The 20,881-nt window shown below is 61.4% G+C and carries 16 protein-coding genes; 6 read left to right on the top strand and 10 right to left on the bottom strand.

Annotated elements, in window-relative coordinates:
* Window positions 1–85: 85 nt before the first annotated feature.
* The gene (locus CIB54_RS02450; protein ID WP_101218442.1) at window positions 86–1,285 is read left to right on the top strand and encodes an MFS transporter; all 1,200 of its coding nucleotides are present in this window, start codon (window positions 86–88) and stop codon (window positions 1,283–1,285) included.
* Here the strand turns inward: CIB54_RS02450 and CIB54_RS02445 are convergent.
* The 3 genes from CIB54_RS02445 to CIB54_RS02435 all read right to left on the bottom strand — a co-directional run bounded on the left by CIB54_RS02445 (window position 1,197) and on the right by CIB54_RS02435 (window position 4,125).
* A complete protein-coding gene (locus tag CIB54_RS02445) occupies window positions 1,197–2,639 on the bottom strand; it encodes an NCS1 family nucleobase:cation symporter-1 (RefSeq protein WP_101218440.1) in 1,443 nt (480 codons plus the stop codon). The two genes, CIB54_RS02450 and CIB54_RS02445, sit on opposite strands and share 89 nt — an antisense overlap.
* A gap of 197 nt (window positions 2,640–2,836) precedes the next feature.
* Window positions 2,837–3,235 carry a DUF2177 family protein gene (locus CIB54_RS02440; RefSeq protein WP_101218438.1) on the bottom strand — a complete coding sequence of 133 codons (399 nt, stop codon included), beginning with the start codon at window positions 3,233–3,235 and terminating at the stop codon, window positions 2,837–2,839.
* A gap of 53 nt (window positions 3,236–3,288) precedes the next feature.
* On the bottom strand, window positions 3,289–4,125 hold the full coding sequence (locus CIB54_RS02435) for a CvfB family protein (protein WP_065884480.1): 837 nt from the start codon (window positions 4,123–4,125) through the stop codon (window positions 3,289–3,291).
* A 323-nt stretch (window positions 4,126–4,448) separates the two neighbouring features.
* Between CIB54_RS02435 and CIB54_RS02430 the strand changes: the two genes are divergently transcribed.
* The 3 genes from CIB54_RS02430 to CIB54_RS02420 all read left to right on the top strand — a co-directional run bounded on the left by CIB54_RS02430 (window position 4,449) and on the right by CIB54_RS02420 (window position 6,491).
* Window positions 4,449–4,628, top strand: coding sequence for a hypothetical protein (locus CIB54_RS02430; RefSeq protein ID WP_003193095.1), 180 nt, complete (start codon window positions 4,449–4,451; stop codon window positions 4,626–4,628).
* A gap of 207 nt (window positions 4,629–4,835) precedes the next feature.
* Window positions 4,836–5,558, top strand: coding sequence for a TorF family putative porin (locus CIB54_RS02425; RefSeq protein WP_065949741.1), 723 nt, complete (start codon window positions 4,836–4,838; stop codon window positions 5,556–5,558).
* 66 nt (window positions 5,559–5,624) lie between these two features.
* Window positions 5,625–6,491, top strand: coding sequence for a DUF6279 family lipoprotein (locus tag CIB54_RS02420; protein WP_065949742.1), 867 nt, complete (start codon window positions 5,625–5,627; stop codon window positions 6,489–6,491).
* Window positions 6,492–6,656: 165 nt separating this feature from the next.
* Here the strand turns inward: CIB54_RS02420 and CIB54_RS02415 are convergent, their stop codons facing one another.
* Window positions 6,657–7,058: a transcriptional regulator gene (locus CIB54_RS02415; RefSeq protein ID WP_065949743.1), complete on the bottom strand. Its 402-nt coding sequence runs from the start codon at window positions 7,056–7,058 to the stop codon at window positions 6,657–6,659.
* Window positions 7,059–7,212: 154 nt separating this feature from the next.
* On the opposite strand from CIB54_RS02415, the gene CIB54_RS02410 reads away from it, so the two are divergent.
* Window positions 7,213–7,488: a hypothetical protein gene (locus CIB54_RS02410; RefSeq protein WP_101218436.1), complete on the top strand. Its 276-nt coding sequence runs from the start codon at window positions 7,213–7,215 to the stop codon at window positions 7,486–7,488.
* Window positions 7,489–7,568: 80 nt separating this feature from the next.
* Here CIB54_RS02410 and CIB54_RS02405 read toward each other — a convergent pair whose 3' ends face one another.
* Window positions 7,569–8,915, bottom strand: a complete 1,347-nt coding sequence (locus CIB54_RS02405; RefSeq protein ID WP_065949877.1) for a DEAD/DEAH box helicase — start codon at window positions 8,913–8,915, stop codon at window positions 7,569–7,571.
* 192 nt (window positions 8,916–9,107) lie between these two features.
* Here CIB54_RS02405 and CIB54_RS02400 point away from each other — a divergent pair, with 192 nt between their 5' ends.
* On the top strand, window positions 9,108–10,397 hold the full coding sequence (locus tag CIB54_RS02400) for a mechanosensitive ion channel family protein (RefSeq protein WP_065949745.1): 1,290 nt from the start codon (window positions 9,108–9,110) through the stop codon (window positions 10,395–10,397).
* A gap of 44 nt (window positions 10,398–10,441) precedes the next feature.
* Here CIB54_RS02400 and CIB54_RS02395 read toward each other — a convergent pair whose 3' ends face one another.
* From CIB54_RS02395 to CIB54_RS02375, 5 genes are read right to left on the bottom strand one after another with little or no spacing between them, the layout of a single operon-like run.
* On the bottom strand, window positions 10,442–10,999 hold the full coding sequence (locus tag CIB54_RS02395) for an RBBP9/YdeN family alpha/beta hydrolase (protein ID WP_065949746.1): 558 nt from the start codon (window positions 10,997–10,999) through the stop codon (window positions 10,442–10,444).
* Window positions 11,000–11,021: 22 nt separating this feature from the next.
* Window positions 11,022–11,348 (bottom strand): AzlD domain-containing protein, encoded by a 327-nt coding sequence (locus CIB54_RS02390; RefSeq protein ID WP_065949747.1) that lies wholly within the window; start codon window positions 11,346–11,348, stop codon window positions 11,022–11,024.
* 1 nt (window position 11,349) lies between these two features.
* Window positions 11,350–12,135, bottom strand: coding sequence for an AzlC family ABC transporter permease (locus tag CIB54_RS02385; protein ID WP_083217916.1), 786 nt, complete (start codon window positions 12,133–12,135; stop codon window positions 11,350–11,352).
* 9 nt (window positions 12,136–12,144) lie between these two features.
* A complete protein-coding gene (locus CIB54_RS02380; protein ID WP_101218434.1) occupies window positions 12,145–17,214 on the bottom strand; it encodes a non-ribosomal peptide synthetase in 5,070 nt (1,689 codons plus the stop codon).
* A 16-nt stretch (window positions 17,215–17,230) separates the two neighbouring features.
* The gene (locus CIB54_RS02375; RefSeq protein WP_198557180.1) at window positions 17,231–20,881 is read right to left on the bottom strand and encodes a non-ribosomal peptide synthetase; all 3,651 of its coding nucleotides are present in this window, start codon (window positions 20,879–20,881) and stop codon (window positions 17,231–17,233) included.

Genomic DNA, 20,881 nt, shown 5'->3' with positions numbered 1-20,881 from the left:
ACAAGTCACTCACTATTATTCATTTTTACAGAAAGTCAATCCGCTTTAGCCTGAAGGTCTTCGCTTTCTCGCAGGACACTTGAACATGTCACCGTTGATTCGCTTAACCGCCAGCTTTGTCGCCCTGATGATGGCCATGGGCATTGGTCGCTTTGCCCTGACCCCGCAGATGCCGCATTTGCTCAGCGAAGGTCAGATCGACCTGACCGGCGCCGGGGTGATCGCGGCCGCCAATTACCTGGGTTACTTCGTCGGTGCGGTGGACTCGATCTTCGCCCGCAGTCATCAACATATCAAAGGCCGCTTGTACGGCGGGTTGTGGCTCTGCGTGCTGCTGACACTGGCGTCCTATTGGGCCGAGGGCTTCTGGCCCCACCTGCTGCTGCGTTTCGGCACTGGTGTCGCCAGCGCCTGGGCCCTGGTGATGATTACCAGCCTGAGCCAGCCGCTGGCGATTGCCGCCGGCCGGCCACGCCTGGGAGCGCTGGTGTTCGCAGGGCCTGGCTTGGGCATTGTGCTCACCGGACTGCTGGCGCTGGGCGCCAATCTATTGGGGCAAAGCTCCGCGACGCTGTGGCTGGTGTATGGCGCGGTGGCTCTGGCGATGCTGCTGGCGATCCTGCCCTTCCTGCCGAAGCCGACCACACTGGCTGCACCCGCCTCCACCGCCGGCAATAACGGCAGCATCGCGCACTTGGGCTGGATCTACTTCCTGTACGGCCTGGGCTACATCATTCCAGCGACCTTCCTGTCGCAGATGGCCAGTGCGCAGTTCAAGGGCGCCTGGCAGGCCGACGTGTTCTGGCCGTGCTTTGGCCTGGCCGCAGCGATGGGCGTGGTGATTGCCAGCCTGCGCCGCAAGGACCCGAACACCACCCGGCGCTGGCTGATGACCACGCTGTGGCTGCAAGCGGCCGGCGTATTCACTTGCCTGCTGGGCAATGGCTGGGGGCTGGCGTTGGGGGTGTTGCTGTGCGGAGCACCTTTTCTGGCCTGCATGCAATTGGTCATGGCGCGCCTGCGCGAGATAGCGCCCCACGGCTACCAGCGCAGCACCGGGTTGTTGACGGCCAGCTTTGCCATTGGCCAATTGAGCGGGCCGCTGCTGGCCTCGGTGAGCAGCCACTGGAGCGGCGGTCTGCAACCGGCGCTGGTGATTGCCGGTTGCGGCCTGTTGGTGGCGGGCGGTGTAGTGCTCAGCCAGCGACCACAGGGGTGGGCAAACGCACCTGCTCACGCCGCGCCAGTACCAGAAAAAACAGCCCACCCAGGAAGCAGCCGGTAAACCATGCGAAATTGGCCATGCCTTGCAACGCCGGCGTGAAGGTGATGGCGACGCCCACCAGCGTCGCAGGCACCAGGGCCTTGACCGCCGTCCAGTTCACTCCGCCGTCGAAGTAATAGCGCCCGCTCGGACTGTCATCGAACAGCGCATCCACGTCGATGCGCTGCTTTTTGACCAGGTAAAAATCCACCAGCAGGATGCCGAACAGCGGCCCGATAAACGCGGCCAGGATATCCAGGGTGTAGTGAATCATCAGCGGGTTATTGAACAGGTTCCATGGCGTGATAAAGATCGACGCCAAGGCCGCGATCATTCCACCCGCACGCCAGCTGATTTTATTCGGCGCGATGTTGGCGAAGTCGAACGCCGGCGAGACAAAGTTGGCGACGATATTGATGCCGATAGTGGCGGTGACGAAAGCGAAGGCGCCCAGCAACACGGCCATGCTGTTGTCGATACGCGACACGGTGGCGATGGGGTCGTGCAACATTTCGCCAAATACTGGCAAGGTGCCCGAGACGATCACCACAGTTACCAGGGAGAATGCCAGGAAGTTCACCGGCAGCCCCCAGAAGTTGCCCCGGCGCACGTCCTGCATGCTGCGGCAGTAGCGGCTGAAATCGCCAAAATTCAGGGTAGGCCCGGAGAAGTACGACACCACCAGCGCCGTCGCCACGATCACCTGGCCGAACGCCTGCCAGCCCGACAGCGATTTTTCCGCCAGGGTAAAGCTGATATTTGCCCAGCCCGCTTTCCACACAATCCAGCCGGCCAGGGCAAACATCACCGCGTACACCACCGGGCCGGCCCAGTCGATAAAGCGGCGGATGGACTCCATGCCGGCCCAGAACACAGCGGCCTGCAGCACCCACAGGGTAAGAAAGCCGAACCAGCCCAGGTACGACAACCCGGCAAAGTGCGGCTCGGCATACACGGCCATCGACGGAAAAAAGCGCAGCACCACAATGATCAAGGCACTCGACGCCAGGTACGTCTGAATCCCGTACCAGGCAACCGCGATCAGGCCACGGATCACCGCAGGAATATTCGCGCCAAATACACCAAATGCCAGTCGGCAAATCACGGGATAAGGTACCGCCGCTTGCTGACTCGGCTTGGCCACCAGGTTGGCGATCAATTGCACAATGCAAATGCCCGCGAGCAAGGCAATCAACACCTGCCAACTGGCCAGCCCCAGGGCAAACAGACTGGCGGCGAACACGTACCCGCCGACGCTGTGCACGTCGCTCATCCAGAAGGCGAAGATGTTGTACCAGGTCCATTTTTGCGGCAGTGGACCCAGGTCCTGGTTATACAGGCGTGGACTGTAGCCTTTGGGCAATGGGTCGGTCATCGCGAAACTCCTCGAAATATCGCCCTGCGCTGCCGTAGCGATATGCATACGGTAGGCAATACGGGTTGTATACGAGGTAGTCAGCAGAATGCGTGCCAACGGCACACAATACCTGTGGAACGGCGCTCCAAAGACACTATGATGGTTTGGATAAAACAGTTATGCGCAGCAACGGTGCACGACAATCCTGTACACAATCACTGGCGCACCCGTTGTGCACAGAGGTAGCCGACTGTGCAACAGATCGCTGTGAGAACAGTCCCCCACGCCATGTCCATTACCGCCAAGCCGGCGGACCAGCCTTGCAGTGTGGCCCAATTGCTCAGGTCGTAAGTGCCATAGGCCACCAACCCAAGCAAGGCGCCCAAACGCGCAGCGCGTTGCCAGCTCGCGCTGGGCAGAACAACGAAGACCACGCAACCGAGGACATACAGCAGATAGAACACGACGGCGGGCAACAGTCGGGGCTGATCGAGCATCAGCGAGCCGAGCAAGCTCTTATAGGTAGGGCCCATGAGGACGCCCAGCCAGAGCCCGTCCAGTACCAGAAAGGCGACCAGCGTGCCGAGGTAGGCAAACAACGTTTTCTTAGACATTTGACCGGTCCACTGTAGGAGCAAACATGCTCCTACAGCAGAGCCAGGCGCACTCAGCTTAGTTCAATGCGATCGGCATGAATCACAATCTGCCCCTGCTTGTAGAGCGCACCAATGGCCTTTTTGAAGTTGCCTTTGCTCACGCCGAACAAGTTGCTGATGACGGCGGGATCGCTTTTATCACTGACCGGCAAGGTGCCGTTGTTGTCTCGCAATTTGGCAAGGATCTTCGAGTTGAGGCTCGAAGCCGCTTCCTGGCCAACCGGCTGCAGACTCAGGCTGATGTTGCCATCGGCGCGGATCTCTTTGATAAAGCCTTTCTCTTCCTTGCCCGGGCGCAGGAACTTGAACACTTCGTTCTTGTGGATCAGGCCCCAGTGCTTGTTGTTGATGATCGCCTTGAAGCCCATGTCCGTGGCTTCGGCCACCAGCAGGTCGACTTCCTGGCCCACCTGGTAATTGGCCGGCGTTTTGTCCAGGTAGCGATCAAGGCGCGCGGTGGCGGTGATGCGCCGGGTGTGCTTGTCGAGGTAGACATGCACCACGCAGTATTCACCGGCGCTCAACTGACGTTTTTCTTCCGAATAGGGCAGCAACAGATCCTTGGGCAGGCCCCAATCGAGGAACACACCGATGCTGTTGACTTCCACCACTTTCAAACTGGCAAATTCGCCCACTTGAACTTTGGGTTTTTCCGTGGTGGCGATAAGTTTGTCATCACTGTCCAGATAAATGAAAACGTTAAGCCAGTCTTCATCTTCACTGGGAATGTCTTTGGGGATATACCGATTAGGCAAGAGGATTTCACCGTCCTGCGCACCATCCAGGTACAAACCGAAGTTAGTGTGTTTAACCACTTGCAAGCTGTTGTAGCGCCCGACTAAAGCCATTTCCAGATACCCTCATTGCGTGGGCGGCATTCTACCCGAGTTGAGCCAGACACGCGCGCGCGCCTGAAAAATCCGCGGGCTGAGGTGGCGCGCCATTGGCACCGCCCGCTCGTCTGATCAATCCTGCGAATTTTACCCGCGGCCAGCATCCGTACGTCTCAAGCTTTCGAATTAAAACAGTCAGTTAGCGGGTTAATGGGTTGATCAAGTTCGGTCTTTTGCAGACGCGACATTTAATTCCTCGGGGATATTTGCCAAGCAATTGTCAAGTATTTCCTGTACGATGCCTGGCCAAGTTAATTTTCTACAGGTTAGTGGCCGCCATGCGCGTAAAAGCATCCAACAGCAAAGCAAAGCCAGCTCCCGCCGTTGAAACCAGCGAATCGATCAACAGCCAGATTGCTGCGTTCCTCAAGTCCGGTGGCGAAATCCAGCAAATTGCCAAGGGCGTGAGCGGCCAGACTTTCGGCCCGTCCAAGCAGATCAGCCTGGGCAAGAAGTAATACCTGCGCAACGCACCTGGTCCCTATGCGTCTTGCCTTCAAGGCGCTAGGACTAGAGCCCGAAACACCTTCGCAACACCTTGATCCTCACATCAATCGACGAACGGGCCTCACCTGCGAGCTTTCGCCGGTATCCTTGCACACGTCTAGCACGGGCATCTGCTCGTCTTTCTTCGTCACTGCTCCTCGCTTTTCATGGAGTGAAGCATGCTCAAATCCTGCATTCTACTGGTCAGCGCGCTTGTCGCTTGTCCGCTCGCCGACGCGCAGATTTTTCAGCGCGAATTGGGCGACTTCGACCTGAAATTGGGCACCACTCCCAGCCGCAGCATGGCCCAGGGCCTGGTCAAGCCGACCTCCCCCGGCAGCGATGCGTTCCATGGCGGGCTGGACCTGAGTCACGACAGCGGCCTGTACGTCGGCCAGTTTTCACCGAACATGGGGTTGTCCTCGCCCAGCACCCTTGAAGTCGACTCCTATATGGGCTTCAAACACCCCTTCGACCAGACCCTGGGCTACGAAGTGGGGTTGATTCACTACAGCTACCCCAAGGTCAGCCCCCTCGACAGCCAGGCGTTTTATGGTGGCCTCAACCTGCTGGGCAACCGTTTCGGCGTGTCCTTCAGCAACGACCCCGACCGCCAGGACAGCACGCTGTTTGCCGACCTCGGCGGCACCCAGCCGTTCGGCATCGGCGTCAGCATGAAGTACACCACCCATCAACTGGGCACACCGGTGTCGGTGGAGAACGGCGCCATCAGCAGCTTCAGCGACTGGTCGGTGCAACTTTCCCGGGCCTGGAAAGGGGTCGACCTGGACCTGATCTACAGCGACTCCAGCCTCAGTGGCGGTGACTGCTCAGCCTACTCCGGACACAATTCGCAATGTGACGGTCTGTTGACCTTGAAGGCTGTTCGGTCGTTTTATTGATGGGCTGAACTGTCGCACCCTGTGCAGGTTCACATGCATTAACCCCACCCGTGCAAGGAACCGCCCATGTTGCGTCGGCTCAAACTTCTGGTGTTATTGCTGACCCTGAGCCTGGTGCTCGCCGGCTGCAATCGCGTGGGCCTGGCCTACCGTAATCTTGACGTGATCATCCCCTGGACCCTCAGCGACTATCTGGAGATGAATGCCGGGCAGAAGAGCTGGTTCAACGACACACTCAAGGAGCACCTGACCTGGCACTGCACCACGCAATTGCCGGGTTACCTGGACTGGCTGGACCGCCTGCAACAGATGGTCGACAGCAATCAGGTCACCGACGCCGCCTTGCAGGCCCGCACCGTCGAAGCCAAACAGGCCATCGCCGAGATCGCGCGTGAAATCACCCCGTCTGCGGTTCAACTGCTGCAAGGCCTGGACGATCAGCAGGTCAAGGAGATGAACGACGCCCTGGCCAAAGACCTGCGCAAACGCCAGGACGAATACCTCAAGCCGCCGTTGGCCCAGCAGATCAAGGAGCGCGCCGAGCGCATGAGCAAGCGTCTGGACGCCTGGATCGGCCCACTCAGCGCCAGCCAGCAGCAGCGGGTGATGGCCTGGTCTGTGGCGCTGGGGGATCAGAACAACGCGTGGATCGGCAACCGTGCCCACTGGCAGGCGCAGTTCAGCGAGGCGGTGCAGCAGCGCAACAGCGCTGAGTTTGCGCAAAAAATGCAGCGATTGTTGGTCGATCGGGAAAGCCTCTGGACACCGCAATACCGTGCTGCCTATGCACAGACCGAAGCTGCGGCGCGTAGCCTGATCGTGGATTTGATGGCGCAGAGCACTGAGCAACAGCGCATGAAGCTGAGCCAGAAAATCGACAAGGTTCGCAGCGACTTTCAGGCCCTCAAATGCCTCAAGGCTGCCTCTGCGTGATGTGGGAAAGGGCGTGCTCTCGATAGCAGCGGGTCAGATTCTTCTCAGCGACTGACAAACTGCTATCGGGGGCAAGCCCTACCGCCATCTGTAGGAGCGAGCTTGCTCGCTCCTACACTGACCGGGATTGGGGCAAGCCCCGTCCCACAGGGTTGTGCGAGGTCTTCAGATCGCGCCGCCGGCAATTGCCGCCTTGGAGGCCACGTGATCGAAGGTCGCTTCGTCCAGCGCATCTTCCTGCTGGTCCAGCACATGGCGTGGATGGTGTTCGCCTGGAATGGAACTGTCGATCAGGGAGAGCAGGCTAGAACCGCGCGGCGTCAAAATGAAGTTCTCCCCATTGCCGCCTTCCTCCTGCGGACGCGATTCGATAAACCCACGCTTGAGCAACAGCGCTTCGTAATCGGCAGCAGTCTTTTTCAGCGTATCCAAGTTACCTACGGACTCGCCCGCCGTGGCTTTCTCGGCGGCTTCCTGCTCGGCGTACTTGCGCGGGGCAAAGCTGCCCTCACCATTCTGCACTTCGTGCAGCAGACGTTCGATCAGATCCCAGTTGTAAGTCGTCATCCTGATTCCTCCTGCAGGCCCACGAAAAAGTAGCCCGTCTGCAGGTGTGACACGCCAGGTCGGCCGCCGTTCAGCCGGATCGACGGCTGTCATTTCGCTGAACTTTCCCGACGTTCGCACCCTCAACCGTACACAATCGCCAAGGAGGTCCCCGATGAAAACCCTGATGAACCTGGCCATCGCCGCCACGCTGCTGAGCACGGTGCCCGCCTGGGCCTGCACGCCGGAAGAAGCCACCGCCAAGCGTGAGCAACTGGCGCGGGAAGTCACCCAGCTCACTGAGCAGAACCCGACCAAGGCCAAAGAGATGAACGACGAGTTGCAGAAAATGGACCTGGACACCGAAAGCGCGGAATTCCCCGACAAGTGCCAGTTGATCGATGCCCGGCTCAAGGAACTCAAGGAAGCGGCGGCAAAGGCCAAAAGCTGAATGCAGGAGTGGACGCGGAGCGTCCTGGGAACGATCAAAAAAAAACCGGACATCGTCCGGTTTTTTCATATCAAGCGATCTTATTCGGCAGCCGGCGTTTCCGGCTTGCGGCGCTTGAGCGGGGCCATGCCGTCCTTGCTGACGAGCGACAGGTTGTCGGTCTTCGGCCGGTTGGCGATCTTGCGCTTGGTCGGCGACTTGGCGCCGGCTTTCTTCTTGTCGCCCTTGGCGTCGGTCTTTTTCTTCTTCACCCCAACCGCCTTGCCCGAGGCCTTGACCTTCTTCGGCCCGGTGTAGGTGCCTTTGACTTCCTTGATGGTACGGCGCTCGAATGATTGCTTGAGGTAGCGCTCGATGCTCGACATCAGGTTCCAGTCGCCGTGACAGATCAGCGAGATGGCCAGGCCATCGTTGCCGGCACGCCCGGTACGGCCGATACGGTGCACGTATTCGTCGCCGCTGCGCGGCATGTCGAAGTTGATCACCAGGTCCAGGCCATCCACGTCCAGACCGCGCGCGGCGACGTCGGTGGCGACCAGGATCTTCACGCCGCCGGCCTTGAGGCGGTCGATGGCCAGTTTGCGATCCTTCTGGTCCTTTTCGCCGTGCAGCACGAACGCCTTGTATTCCTGCGCCACCAGCCGGCCGTAGATACGGTCGGCAGCGGCGCGGGTGTTGGTGAAGACGATGGCCTTCTGATAGGTCTCGTTGGCCAGCAGCCAATTGAGGATCTGTTCTTTATGCACGTTGTGGTCAGCGGTGACGATCTGCTGACGCGTGGTCGCGTTCAGGTCGCTGACGTTGTTGACCTGCAGGTGCTCGGGGTTGTTCAGCACCTTGGCGACCATGTCGCGCAGGGTCGAGCCGCCGGTGGTGGCGGAGAACAGCATGGTCTGCTGGCGGTTGACGCACTCGGCTACCAGGCGCTGCACGTCGTCGGCAAAGCCCATGTCGAGCATGCGGTCGGCTTCGTCAAGCACCAGCACTTCGACTTCCTTGAGGTCGAGGTTGCCGGCATTGAGTTGCTCGATCATGCGGCCCGGGGTGCCGATCAGGATGTCCGGCACCTTGCGCAGCATGGCGGCCTGGACCTTGAAATCTTCACCGCCGGTGATCAGGCCGGACTTGATGAAGGTGAACTGCGAGAAGCGCTCCACTTCCTTCAAGGTCTGCTGGGCCAGCTCGCGGGTCGGCAGCAGGATCAGGGTCTTGATGCTGACGCGGACTTTGGCCGGACCGATCAGGCGGTTGAGAATCGGCAGGACGAAAGCAGCGGTCTTGCCGCTACCGGTTTGCGCCGTCACCCGCAGGTCACGCCCCTGGAGCGCGAGCGGAATGGCCGCTGCCTGCACAGGCGTAGGCTCGACAAATTTAAGCTCGGCCACGGCTTTGAGCAGGCGTTCGTGCAGGGCGAATTGGGAAAACACGGGTGCTACCTCGAAGAAATACAAAATATCAGCTGCATAGGTTACCGGTTTCGGGCGTCCAAACCGAGTTTCTTTACGCGAACGGTGCTAATCAGCTGCTTTTTTGTCAGCGATTTTGTCCGTGGCGTCAACTTTGTTGCACTTAAATGCTCTAATCGGCCCGTGTTGTCTTACAGAAGAATCGGTTAACCCATGGATATCAAACAGCTCTGGCTCAACGTCCAAGACCTCTGGGGCGCCCTCGATGAACACCCGGTCCTGCATTCCAGCCTCGGCTTGCTGGTACTGCTGGTGGTGGCCTTGGTGGTAGGGCGTGTGGCACGTTACCTTATCCTGCACGCGGTCAAGTTACTCGGCCGGCAACCGGCGCTGCACTGGCTTAACGATCTGCGGCATAACAAAGTCTTCCATCGCCTGGCGCAGATGACGCCGTCCCTGGTGATCCAGTTCGGCCTGTACCTGGTGCCGGACCTGAGCAAGACCGCCATCCTGTTCATCGGCAACGTGGCCCTGGCGATCACCATCCTGTTCATGGTGCTGGCGATAAGTGCCCTGCTCAACGCGCTGCTGGATATCTACGCACGCACCGAACATGCGCGCACCCGCTCGATCAAGGGCTATGTGCAGCTGGCAAAGATGGTGCTGTTCGTGTTTGGTGCAATCATCATCGTCGCCACCCTGATCGACCGTTCGCCGCTGTTGCTGCTATCGGGCCTGGGTGCGATGTCGGCAGTGATCCTGTTGGTGTACAAGGACACGCTGCTGTCGTTCGTCGCCAGTGTGCAATTGACCAGCAACGACATGCTGCGGGTCGGCGACTGGATCGAAATGCCCCAGGTCGGTGCCGACGGGGATGTGGTGGATATCACCCTGCACACGGTCAAGGTGCAGAACTTCGACAAGACCATCGTCTCCATTCCCACCTGGCGCCTGATGTCCGAGTCGTTCAAGAACTGGCGCGGCATGCAGGCCTCCGGCGGTCGGCGCATCAAGCGCAGCCTGTTCATCGACGCCAGCGGCGTGCGCTTTTTGCGCGATGACGAAGAAGAGCGCATGACCCAGGTGCACCTGCTCACCGGCTACATCGGTCGCAAGCAGGCCGAACTCAAGGCCTGGAACGAGGCCCAGGGCCACAGCGCGCAACTGTCGGCCAACCGCCGCCGCATGACCAACCTGGGGACCTTTCGCGCCTATGCCCTGGCGTACCTGCAAAGTCACCCGGACATCCAGCCGAACATGACCTGCATGGTGCGCCAGATGCAGACCACCGCCCAGGGCGTGCCGCTGGAAATCTACTGCTTCACCCGCACCACGGCGTGGGCGGACTACGAGCGCATCCAGGGGGATATTTTCGATTATTTATTGGCGGTGTTGCCGGAGTTCGGCTTGAGCCTGTATCAGCAGCCGAGCGGCACGGACCTGCGCAGCGGGCTGTTTGCGATGACGCAAAATGCCAACGCCGCGCAAACCCTGGAGCACTGACAACCTGAGCTGCGAGGGGCTTGACCGGCCCCTCGCAGTGGCCGCTACTTAAGTTGGAACTGCGGGTCACCGGTCAATTGGTAAAGGTACTCCACACCCTTCGGCCAAGGCCCATACCCCGCGTCGCCGCTGATATGGCCGGCGTCCTGCTCCCACACCAGTTCACTGCCCCATGCCTCGCCGAACGCTTTCGCCCGTTCCTGGGTGACGTAGGGATCGTTGGTGCTCGCCACCAGGATCGTGCGAAAAGGCAGGCGCTGCATCGACATCGGCGTAAAACCGGTGGTGCCCGACGGATACGAGTCCGCCTCGGTATCGCTCGGCGCCACCAGCAAGGCGCCCTTCACCTTGTTCGACTGCGGATACTGCGCCGCCCAGCGGGTGATCAGGGTAATCGCCAGGCTGTGCGCGACCAGCACAACGTCGCTGTCAGCCGCCTCTATCGCCTGATTCAGGCGCGCCACCCAATCGGCAGCGACCGGTGTTTCCCAGTCCTGCTGCTCCACCCGCTGCAAGCCGTGGAACTGACGCTCCCATTGCGATTGCCAATGGGCTTCACCGGAGTTGAACAGGCCCGGCAGGATCAAAACGTTGACTGTCATCTTCCCTCTCCCTCAAGACCTTTCATACACGACCAAAAAACCACTGCACTGCAAAAAACACCAGCACACCGATAAAACTCGACAACAACATACGCCGAGTCAGGAAAAACAACACAAACACCGCTACAGACCCTAGCAGATAAGGGTTTTGCACACTGAAATCGATGGCCGTCCCGGTGGGCACCAGCATCGCCGGCACCACCAACGCCGCCAGCACCGCCGGAGGCACCGCGCCCAATACCGTCTTGGCCAGCGGTGACAGCTCGCGCTGCCCCCATAGCACCAGGGGCAGGTAGCGTGGCAGGAACGTGCAAAGGCCCAAACCGAAAATCAAGATCCAGGTAGTCATTTCACAGCTCCTTGGCGCGACGTTTTTCCAACACTTCACACAGCACACCCATCGCGGCGCCCGCGACGGTGGCGATCAACAAGCCCAGGTTGTAAGGCAGCGCGACAAACAGCAGCGCCACCACCCCGGCACAGCTCACCGTGGCCCATACCTTCCAGTTGACCAGGGTGGACGCCAGCATGGCGACGAACACTGCGATCATCGGGAAATCCAGCCCGTGCTGAATCAGGTCGGGCAACGAGGCACCGATGGCGATACCGATCACGGTCGCCACCATCCAGTTCACATACATGGCCAGGGAAGCACCCGCATAGAACCATTGCCAACCCGGATAGGCCTCGTGGTGTTTCTTGAATCGATCCAGCATCACGAAGAACACCGCGTCGATCATGCCGAAGGCCAATACCGCACGCCAACGCTGCGACAAGTGGCGGGTGCTGGAACGCAATACCGTGCTGTAGATCAACAGGCGCAGGCTGAGCACCAGGCCCGTCAGGAGCAACACCGACGCGGCCGCATCCTGCTGCAGCAACTTGATGGCAATGAACTGCACCGTGCCAGAGTTCAGGACCATGGCGAGCGCCAACGTCTTGGCTTCCCCCAGGCCGCTGGTCATGCCGAAGGCACCGCCCAGCAGCCCCATGGGAAATGCCGACACCAGAAACGGAATCATCGCCTTCGCCCCGGCGGTCAACTCTTCCCGGCGATTGGGCATCGGGCCGGCATTGAGCGCGACGGCGCCCGCTGCCACCGCCGCGTCCTGTACAAACGACTCTTTATGGGTCATGTCGATTCCTTATTGATGAGTACGTGGGCTGCTGGTCGGGCAGGCCGCGTTGATCACGGCAGCCACCGCTTCGGGGCGAGTCCGGCAGAAGTAATGCCCACCGTCGTCGATCACCTGCAGCGACACGTCCTGGCTGAACAGGCTCCAACGCTGATAGCGCTCGGCGAAGTCAGCAGTCATGCCATCGTCACGCGTCACCACCACGGTCAGCGGCGCCACCAGGGTTCGGTCGCGCCACGCCTCCTCGGCATCGGCCAGGTACAGATTGGCCACCGTGGCGTCATGGCGGAAAGCACGGATCAAGGTGGCCGACTGTTGCTCATTCATCTGTGCCAGTTCCTGGTAGCCCGTTTCGCCGACCATCCAGTTCAACACTTGCTCATGGCTCAGCGCCTGGGTTTGCGCGGTGCGCTGGCGCGTCGACTCGGCGTCGTCCAGTAACTTGCCACCAATGAACAGCCGGGAAATCGTGCGCCCCTGCCCTTCAAGCAATCGCGCGGTTTCCAGCATCAGCGCCGCACCGACGCAATGCCCCCAGAACAACAGCGGTACACCCGGCGAAGTCTGCTCAATGGCGCGGGCGATGCGTTGCGCCGCTTCCTGCACATCCAGCAGCGGCTCATCGGCACGGGTGATGTCGTGCCCCGGCAGTTCGACCGCAAAGAGATCCCGCTCAGCGCCATCCGCCGCCAATGCCTGGCCCAGGTCGCGGAAGTTGATGGCGTTGCCGCCCGCATAGGGGAAACACACCACCGCAGCGCTGGCGTGACTGCACGGTGGTGCCAGGCGCTGCAGCACGCTCTGTACATCCCCCGCGCCGGCATCGATGGCGTCGGCCAGGGGCTTGAGCGTGGAGTGGCGCATCAGGTTGGGAATCGAGATCAAGCCTTCAGACACCAGCGCGACGCGAATCGCCGCCATCGAGGTACCGCCCAGCTCGAAGAAGTTGTCCTCAAGCTGGATGCTCTCTACCGGCACTCCGAGCACTTGCGCCCACACCTGGGCAATACGCCGCTCGGTGGGTGTGTGCGGGGCCAATGGCGTGGCGCCTGACCCGGCACCCTGGGACTTGCTCGCCCGCGCAAAGGTCATGACCTCGACGGCCCGGGCCTGATTCAACAACTGCGCCTGTTCAGGGCTCGGCAGCGGGATGGCATCGTGGGGCGCCTGACGGTCACGGGTCATCAGTTCGAACGCCTGACGGTAGTAATCCCCCATCTGTTCGACGTATTGCGCACTGAAAACGTGGTCGTGGTAGTGCAGGCTCAGATGGACCTCGTCGGTGGAGAAATGCCGGGAGAATTCGGCACGCAGCACGAACTCGGTTTCAGAGTTGGCGCGCACGTCCAGCAGGTCGAACTCCGGCAGGCTCTCCAGGTCCTTGAGCAAATAGAAGTGGGTGTAGTTGAACGCGGTTTCGAACAGCGGTTGTTGGGTGCCCATGTCTTGCTTGATCTGCGCCATCGGGTAACGGCGGTGCGGCAGCAGGTCGGTTTCGGCGTTGTACACCTGCTGGATCAATTGCGCCCACGACCCCTTGGCGATCTTCACCCGCAGCGGCAGGGTATTGAGGAACAGGCCAATCGCCCGCGTCGCCCCATCCACCTCGGGACGCCCACTGTGCTCATAGCCGACCAGCACGTCATTGTCGGCGGTCAGTTCGCTCAGGACCTTCAGGTGCGCGGCCATCAACACGGTTTTGACCGGCACATTCAGGGCATCGGCCAACGCAATGATGCGCTCCGACAGTCCGGTGTCGATCTTCACTTCATGGAACACCACCGATAAGCCGTCCGTCGGCTGCTCAGCTTGCAGGCGCGGCAGTTGGGTAAACCGCGCCTCCTCCATCAGGTCGTGCCAGAACTGACGGTCGGCAACGCTGGCCAGCGACTGCTGCTCCAGGCCCATGTAGTTGCGCAGGTGGTTATCGACCAGCGGCTTGTCGTACGTGTTGCCCTTGAGCAGGCTGTAGTAGATGTCGAACAACTGCGTGTGTACCAGCGTGATGCTCCAGCCATCCAGGGCCGAGTTGTGCTGGCTGAGCACATAACGATACAGCGTGTCGCTCAGCACATGCACATGCAGGCGCACCAGTCCGGCATTTTCCCAGACAAAACGGTGGGCCTTTTCGTCTTCCAGCCATTGCTGGTACCACTGTTCCTGGGCCTGCTCGTCCATGCCACGCAGGTCCGCCATCGTCAGCGGCAGCTCCACGTCCCGATTGACCATCTGGATGAACTGGTCGAAGCCGGACAAATGATAACTGGTGCGGAAAATCGGATTACGCTGCACCAGAATCCGCACGGCTTGCTCGAATACGGCCAAATCAATTGCGCTTTTGATCGTGTAGCTGATGATGTCGTGATACTGCGCAGTGCCGAAACTGAGTTCGTTCTGGAAGATCAGTCCGGCCTGCAGCATGGACAACGGGTAGGCGTCTTCGGCGCTTTCGGGCAAGCGTTCGCGGTCCGCCGGGCTCAGCAGTTCATAAGGTTCAAACGTATGGCGAACCTGTTCGCCGCCAGTGCCGGACGCCAGCCCCTCCACCAGTTGAGCGACGGTCGGACGGGCAAAGAAGTCCTGGAAGGTGAAGTCCATGCCTTGGGTACGCGCCCGGGCCAGGATAGTCACGAAGTGGATGGAGTCACCCCCCAGTGCGAAGAAGTTGTGATGCACGCCAATCGGGCGCACGCCCAGCACGTCTTCCCAAATGCCCACCAGCAAGGTCTCACTGGCGTTGCGCGGCGCCACGTACTCCGTGTCGTCGGCGTTGGTCAATTGCGGGTCCGGCAGTGCTTTTCGATCCAGCTTGCCGCTGGGTGACAACGCGAAGGCCTCAAGCACGGTCAGGTGGGTGGGCACCATATAGTCGGGCAAAAACTGCCCGAGGAAGCTGCGCAGTTGCGCCAGGTCCAGGGTGTGCGGCGCCTCGACATAGCCGCACAGCGATTGGGTCTCGCCGAGGGTGCGTACCACGACCACCGCCTCACGCACCTGGGGAAAAGCGCGCAGGCGGCTTTCGATTTCACCTAATTCGATGCGCAGGCCGCGCAGTTTGACTTGGTTATCGATACGCCCCAGGTATTCGATTTCCCCGTTCGGCAACCAGCGTGCAAGGTCGCCGGTGCGGTAGATACGCGACTCGCCCGCCACCGGCTGCTCGACAAAACGCTCGGCCGTCAACGCCTCGCGCTGATGATAGCCACGGGCCAAACCGGCACCGGCAATGCACAGCTCGCCGGGCACACCGACCGGCAGGGGCTGAAGGTTCGCCCCCACAATGTGCAGGCGCGTGTTATCGATGGGTTTGCCGATGGGCACCAAGTGACTCAGGTTGCGCCCGCAGCAGTTGAAGTAAGACACGTCCACCGTGGCCTCGGTAGGCCCGTACAAGTTGATCAGGGCCGTGGCGTGGGTGTCGAACAGCAGCGTTTCAAACAACCGCACCTGGTGCACGCCAAGCGCTTCGCCACTGGCGAACACCTGGCGCAGGCTCGCCAACCGGGCGCCGGAACGGGCGCTCTGCACATACCCGAGGAACGCGTTCAACATCGACGGCACGAAGTGCAGCGTCGTGACCCGATGGGCCTCAATAGTGCTGACCATCGCCTCCGGGTCACGCTCCGCGCCCGGTGCCAGCAGGCACACCGTCGCGCCCTCGATCATCCACCAGAACAGTTCCCATACCGATACGTCGAAGGCAATCGGGGTCTTCTGCAAAATCACATCGCCAGGGCCGATAGGATAGGCACGCTGCATCCAGGCCAGGCGATTGACCACCGAGTGATGCTCCACCATCACGCCCTTGGGCTGACCGGTAGATCCGGAGGTGTAGATGACGTAGGCGAGGTTGCGCGAATCGCCCACCACTGCCAGCGCCTGGTCGTCGGCCGCGTATACAGCGGCATCGGCCAGGTCGATGACCTGCTGTTCGCGGTCCGCCGACTCGCTCAGCAGGTGCGTCTGCGCCAGAATCAGCTGGGCGCCACTGTCATTGAGTACATAGTCAATCCGCGACTGCGGATAGTTCGGGTCGATGGGCAGGTACGCCCCGCCCGCCTTGAGCACAGCCAGAATCGCCACCAGCATTTCGTTGGAGCGCTGGGCCACCACCGCCACCACCTGGTCACGGCACACGCCGCGCTCGACGAGGGTGCGGGCCAGTTGGTTGGCCCGTTTATCCAGTTCGGCAAAGGTCATTTGCCCAGCGTCAGAGACCACTGCAACAGCCTCGGGGCGCTCCTGCACCTGACGAGCGAACAGCGTTTCGATCCTCACGTTCTGGTCGTAGGCCTGCTCGGTGGCATTGACCGTACTCAGAAAATCCACATCGCGGGCGGTCATCAGGTCGAGGTTCGCCAACGGCGCTTGAGGCGCACTCAAGACCTGCGCCAACAGTTCCTCCAGGTGCATGGCCACCCAGCGCAGCGTGGCGGCCTCATATTTGCGCTGATCGAAGTGGATCGTCAGCTCGACCTGCTCGGCGCCGACGTTAAAGCTGAACAGCGTCGCTACGTCCAGACGCTGTGCGAGGCCGGGCTTTTGCGGATGAGCGATTTCCACGGCCACGTCGAAAAACGGACTCTGGCCTTCGGTTTCCGGCAGTGAGAGTTCGTCGGCAAACAGCGCGAGCGGGTAGTCACTGTGCTCGATGGCGCCCAGTACGCGGCTGCGCACCTGGTCCAGCAATTGTTTGAAGCTGGTGTCGCCGTGCAGGCTGGCGTGCAGGGGGAACGCCAGGTTCTGCGACGCGACAAGGCTCGGTTCGAAGCTGGCCGGCAGACCGACCACCAGCACTTCGTGGCGCGTGTAGACCTGCAGCAGGGCGATCACCGCCGCCGTCAACAACACTTGCTGGCTGGCCTCGTTGCCTCGGGTCACCTTGATGACCTGGGCCGAGACCTCGCCACGCAAGGCGAGCGTCAGCGCGCTCTGGCGCGGTTCACCGGCCAGCGACGTGTCGACCGGAAAACCGGTTCTACTCCAGTCCAGGTTGAACAGTTCGCGCCAGTAAGCGGCTTGTTTCGGGCGCTGGGCCGCAGCGACCTTAAGTTGACCAAGGGTTTCAATCGATTGCATCACAAGCTCCGGGAATTCAGAAACAGAAGTCGATAGTGGGCAGTTCAACGGCCTGTTCGGCCGGCTCGGTGATCAGCAGCGCATCCAGGCGTTGCGATGGGTCGGCCAACAGCGCGTCCAGGATTGCCAGGTAGGTGTCGCGAAAACTGCCGATGGTGGGCGCCAGAAACAGATCGCTGCTGTACATCCAGGCGGCGCTCAGTTGCTGCGGCTGTTCGCTGATCTGCAAATTGAGTTCGAAGATCGTGCTCTGCGTCGCCTCGGGTACCCAGCGGGGCTGGCCACCGAGAAAGTCGAGCGCTTCGAGGTCGGTGTTCTGCAGGGCAAACAAACTGTCGAACAACGGGTTGCGGTTGGGCTCGCGCACCAGCGGCAAGCTTTTCACCAGGGCATCGAAGGGGTAGATCTGATGATCGAACGCCTGGTTGGCATGTGCGGCCACGTCCTGGAGGTACTGGTCAAAGCGCAGCTCCCCGGCAAGTGCCAGGCGCAGGCACACGGTGTTGACGAACATGCCTTGCAGCGCTTGGGTTTGCGCCAGGTTGCGACCCGACACAGGCGTGCCCACGGTCACGTCCCGCGCCATGCTCACCCGCCCCAGGAACAGGCCATAGCCGGCCAGCAGTACCTGAAACAGGGTCACCCTGTGTTCGCGCGCCAGGGTGCGCAACGCCAGGGTGCGCTCGCTGCCGAGCGCGAAATCCAACCGGCCACCGGCAGTGGAACGCTTGTGCGAACGCGGGTGATCACAGGGAATGTCCAGCGGTTTGAACGGCACCTGATACACCTGCTGCCAGTACGCACCGGCGTGCGCCAACAGCGGTGCAACCGTGTCCTGCGCCATCCACTGGGCGTAGTCCTTGTACTGCAATACCGGCTGGGCGACAGGCCGGCCGTCATAGGCCAGGGCCCATTCGCGGAACAACAGCGCCAGGGAGAAACCGTCGGTGATCAGATGGTGGATATCCAACACCAACGCGACGCCGCCACTGTGACGTACCACGGCCACACGCCATAGCGGCGCCTCGCTCATCGCGAACGGCCGCACGAACTGGCCCAGGAAAGCCTCGGCCGTGCCGGCGTAATCATGCACGGGCAGCTCGACCGGCACTCGCGCCTGAATCCGTTGCCAGGTCGTGCCGTCTTCCTGCAGGAACTCCGTGCGCAATATCTCGTGGCGTTGCACAAGCGCCTGCAACGCTTCCGACAATTTCGGCACGTCCGGCATCTGGGCAAGCGGCACGATCATGGGCAGGTGGTAGTGCGTGGCGCGCTCGTCCTTCATTTGTTCGATATAAACGCGCTGCTGTTGGGCTGAGGCCTGATAGCGCGGCTGTTCGTGCGCAACGCTGATGTTCCCGGGCAACAATGCCGCACGCCCAGTGTTGGCATCCAGGTACGCGGCGATCCCGGCCACGGTCGGCGTCGCCAGCAACTGCGCCACCGGGCAGCGCCAGCCCAGGGTTTGTTCAATACGACCGGCCAGCAGGGTCGCCGTCAACGAACTGGCGCCCATGTCGTACAAGCTGGCATGCACCCCTACCGCAGGCATTCCCAATGCATCGGCCCACAGCTGTACCAATGCGCGCTCAGTGGCCGTGTCGGGCGCCGTGCTGTCGAGCCCGCCGCCGATGAAGTCCGCGGGTTCGGGCAGCGGCAGTGCCGCTCGGTCGACTTTGCCGTTGGTCGTCAGCGGCAGATTCGCCAACCGGATAAACGCCGCAGGTACCATGTGCGCCGCCAGCTTGCACGCCAGCGCCTGCCGCACGCGATCAATGCAGCCACCCGGTTCCAGCGCCAGATACGCCACCAGGACGCGCTCCTGGGTTACCGCTTGTTTGTGCACCTGTACCAGGGCCTGGCGTACGGATTCGAGTGCCAGCAACTGTTGTTCGATCTCGCTGGTCTCCACCCGGAAACCCCGGATTTTCACCTGATGGTCACGCCGGCCGAGAAATTCGATGCTGCCGTTTTCCTGCCAGCGCGCCATGTCGCCGGTCCGGTAGACCAGGCGCCCGCCGATGCCCGCCTCGCTGCGGAACGCCGCGTGAGTCAGATCCGCTCGATTCAGGTAGCCCAGGCCCAAGCCGTCGCCGCCCACATAGAGTTCGCCCTCGACGCCGATCGGTACGGGGTGACCTGCGCGATCGAGGATGTAGGCCGTCGAGTTGGCGATGGGACGCCCGATGGAAATGTGCAGGCCGTCGGCCTGCGTCACCGTGCACGCCGTGGAAATTACCGCGTTTTCAGTCGGCCCGTAGGCGTTGATCAGGCGCAGCGGCGCACAGGCACTCAACACGCGTTGAACATGCAGAGGGGAAATGACGTCCCCTCCAATCACCAACTGCTGCAGGGGCTTGAACAGCGCGGGGTCCTGTGCGGCCAGCTGGTTGAACAGCGACGTGGTGATGAGCGCGCAGGTGGTCTGGTGAGTGGCGAGGAAGCGACCGAGCGCCGTCGCGTCAAGTAACACGTCGCGATCGACAAGTTGCAGGCAGCCACCGTTGAGCAGCGCGCCCCAGACTTCGAACGTCGCGGCATCAAAACCGATGGCGCCCGCCTGGAGCATGCGGGTGTATTGGTCCAAAACCACGTAGTCGGGGTTACACACCAGGCGCATCACGCCTCTGTGCGTAACGATCGCGCCCTTGGGCTGGCCCGTCGTGCCGGAGGTGTACATCACGTAAGCGGCGGCTTCGGCACGTCCAGGCGCCGACATCAGCGAGGCTGCGCACGCTTGGCCGTCGAGTTCGCCCACGTTGAGGGTGCGCCCGCTGAAGACTCCGCCGCCCTGCCGGCGTTGGGCGTTGTCGACCAGCAAGTGCCCGGCGCCGCTGTCTTGCAGCAAGAAATTGATCCGGTCTTCGGGATAGTCCGGATCAATCGGCAGGTAGACAGCGCCGACCTTGAGAATCGCCAGGGTCGCCACCACCATGGCAGGGATACGCGGCATCAGCAGCGCCACCACCTGACCGGCCACCACCCCTTCTGCCCTTAAACGTGTGGCGAGGCGATTGGCCTGCTGCTCCAGCTGCAGGTAGGTCAGGTGCTGATCACGGTGCATGACCGCACACCGCTCGGGAAACCGCGTGGCAATCGCGGCAAAGCGCTGCTCGATGGTCAGGTCGGACGGGTAGCTGCGGGTCGTGCGATTGAACCCTTCGAGCACTTGCCTCGCCTGCTCGGGCGGCAACGCGTGCAGCTGGCTGATGGGGCGGTCGGGCGCTTGTGCCAGTTGACGATAAACCTGCGCCAGGTGTTCGAGATAACGCTCGAAACTTTGCCCATCGAGCGTCAGGTCGCTGCGCAGGCACAGGTGCTGATCGGCCCAGGTCAGCGTGATTTCCTGCCCGCTGCCGGGCGGCGCATCGGGCGCGGTGGCGACCACATACCGCGCAGTCGCAGGCAAGGCCGCCAGGTGCGCCTCGATCTGCTCGGCCAGGACCGAACACGCCTGAGCGGGATCGAGATCCAGCTCCAGCACCGCTCCCGGTCCGTGCGTCAGCCGCGGATGCAACGTGACCCGCGATTGGCGCGTGTACACCTGAATCAGCACCGACCATCCGGCCAACAGCCACGCCGGGCTGAGGCCGCTTGCACCGATGTCCGCCAGCGCCAGGGTGCGCTTGCAGACGCCGCAGTCATTAAGCTCTGGGGAAGTCGACAT

The sequence above is a fragment of the Pseudomonas fluorescens genome (assembly GCF_002837185.1).
GTDB classification, from domain to species: Bacteria; Pseudomonadota; Gammaproteobacteria; order Pseudomonadales; family Pseudomonadaceae; genus Aquipseudomonas; species Aquipseudomonas fluorescens_AM.
This window is presented reverse-complemented; position numbering and strand designations above follow the sequence as displayed.

Coding starts and splice junctions, on each gene's coding strand:
- CIB54_RS02450 (WP_101218442.1), top strand. CDS start 86: ATGTCACCGTTGATTCGCTTAACCGCCAGCTTTGTCGCCCTGATGATG.
- CIB54_RS02445 (WP_101218440.1), bottom strand. CDS start 2,639: ATGACCGACCCATTGCCCAAAGGCTACAGTCCACGCCTGTATAACCAG.
- CIB54_RS02440 (WP_101218438.1), bottom strand. CDS start 3,235: ATGTCTAAGAAAACGTTGTTTGCCTACCTCGGCACGCTGGTCGCCTTT.
- CIB54_RS02435 (WP_065884480.1), bottom strand. CDS start 4,125: ATGGCTTTAGTCGGGCGCTACAACAGCTTGCAAGTGGTTAAACACACT.
- CIB54_RS02430 (WP_003193095.1), top strand. CDS start 4,449: ATGCGCGTAAAAGCATCCAACAGCAAAGCAAAGCCAGCTCCCGCCGTT.
- CIB54_RS02425 (WP_065949741.1), top strand. CDS start 4,836: ATGCTCAAATCCTGCATTCTACTGGTCAGCGCGCTTGTCGCTTGTCCG.
- CIB54_RS02420 (WP_065949742.1), top strand. CDS start 5,625: ATGTTGCGTCGGCTCAAACTTCTGGTGTTATTGCTGACCCTGAGCCTG.
- CIB54_RS02415 (WP_065949743.1), bottom strand. CDS start 7,058: ATGACGACTTACAACTGGGATCTGATCGAACGTCTGCTGCACGAAGTG.
- CIB54_RS02410 (WP_101218436.1), top strand. CDS start 7,213: ATGAAAACCCTGATGAACCTGGCCATCGCCGCCACGCTGCTGAGCACG.
- CIB54_RS02400 (WP_065949745.1), top strand. CDS start 9,108: ATGGATATCAAACAGCTCTGGCTCAACGTCCAAGACCTCTGGGGCGCC.
- CIB54_RS02395 (WP_065949746.1), bottom strand. CDS start 10,999: ATGACAGTCAACGTTTTGATCCTGCCGGGCCTGTTCAACTCCGGTGAA.
- CIB54_RS02390 (WP_065949747.1), bottom strand. CDS start 11,348: ATGACTACCTGGATCTTGATTTTCGGTTTGGGCCTTTGCACGTTCCTG.
- CIB54_RS02385 (WP_083217916.1), bottom strand. CDS start 12,135: ATGACCCATAAAGAGTCGTTTGTACAGGACGCGGCGGTGGCAGCGGGC.
- CIB54_RS02380 (WP_101218434.1), bottom strand. CDS start 17,214: ATGCAATCGATTGAAACCCTTGGTCAACTTAAGGTCGCTGCGGCCCAG.
- CIB54_RS02375 (WP_198557180.1), bottom strand. CDS start 20,881: ATGTCGACTTCCCCAGAGCTTAATGACTGCGGCGTCTGCAAGCGCACC.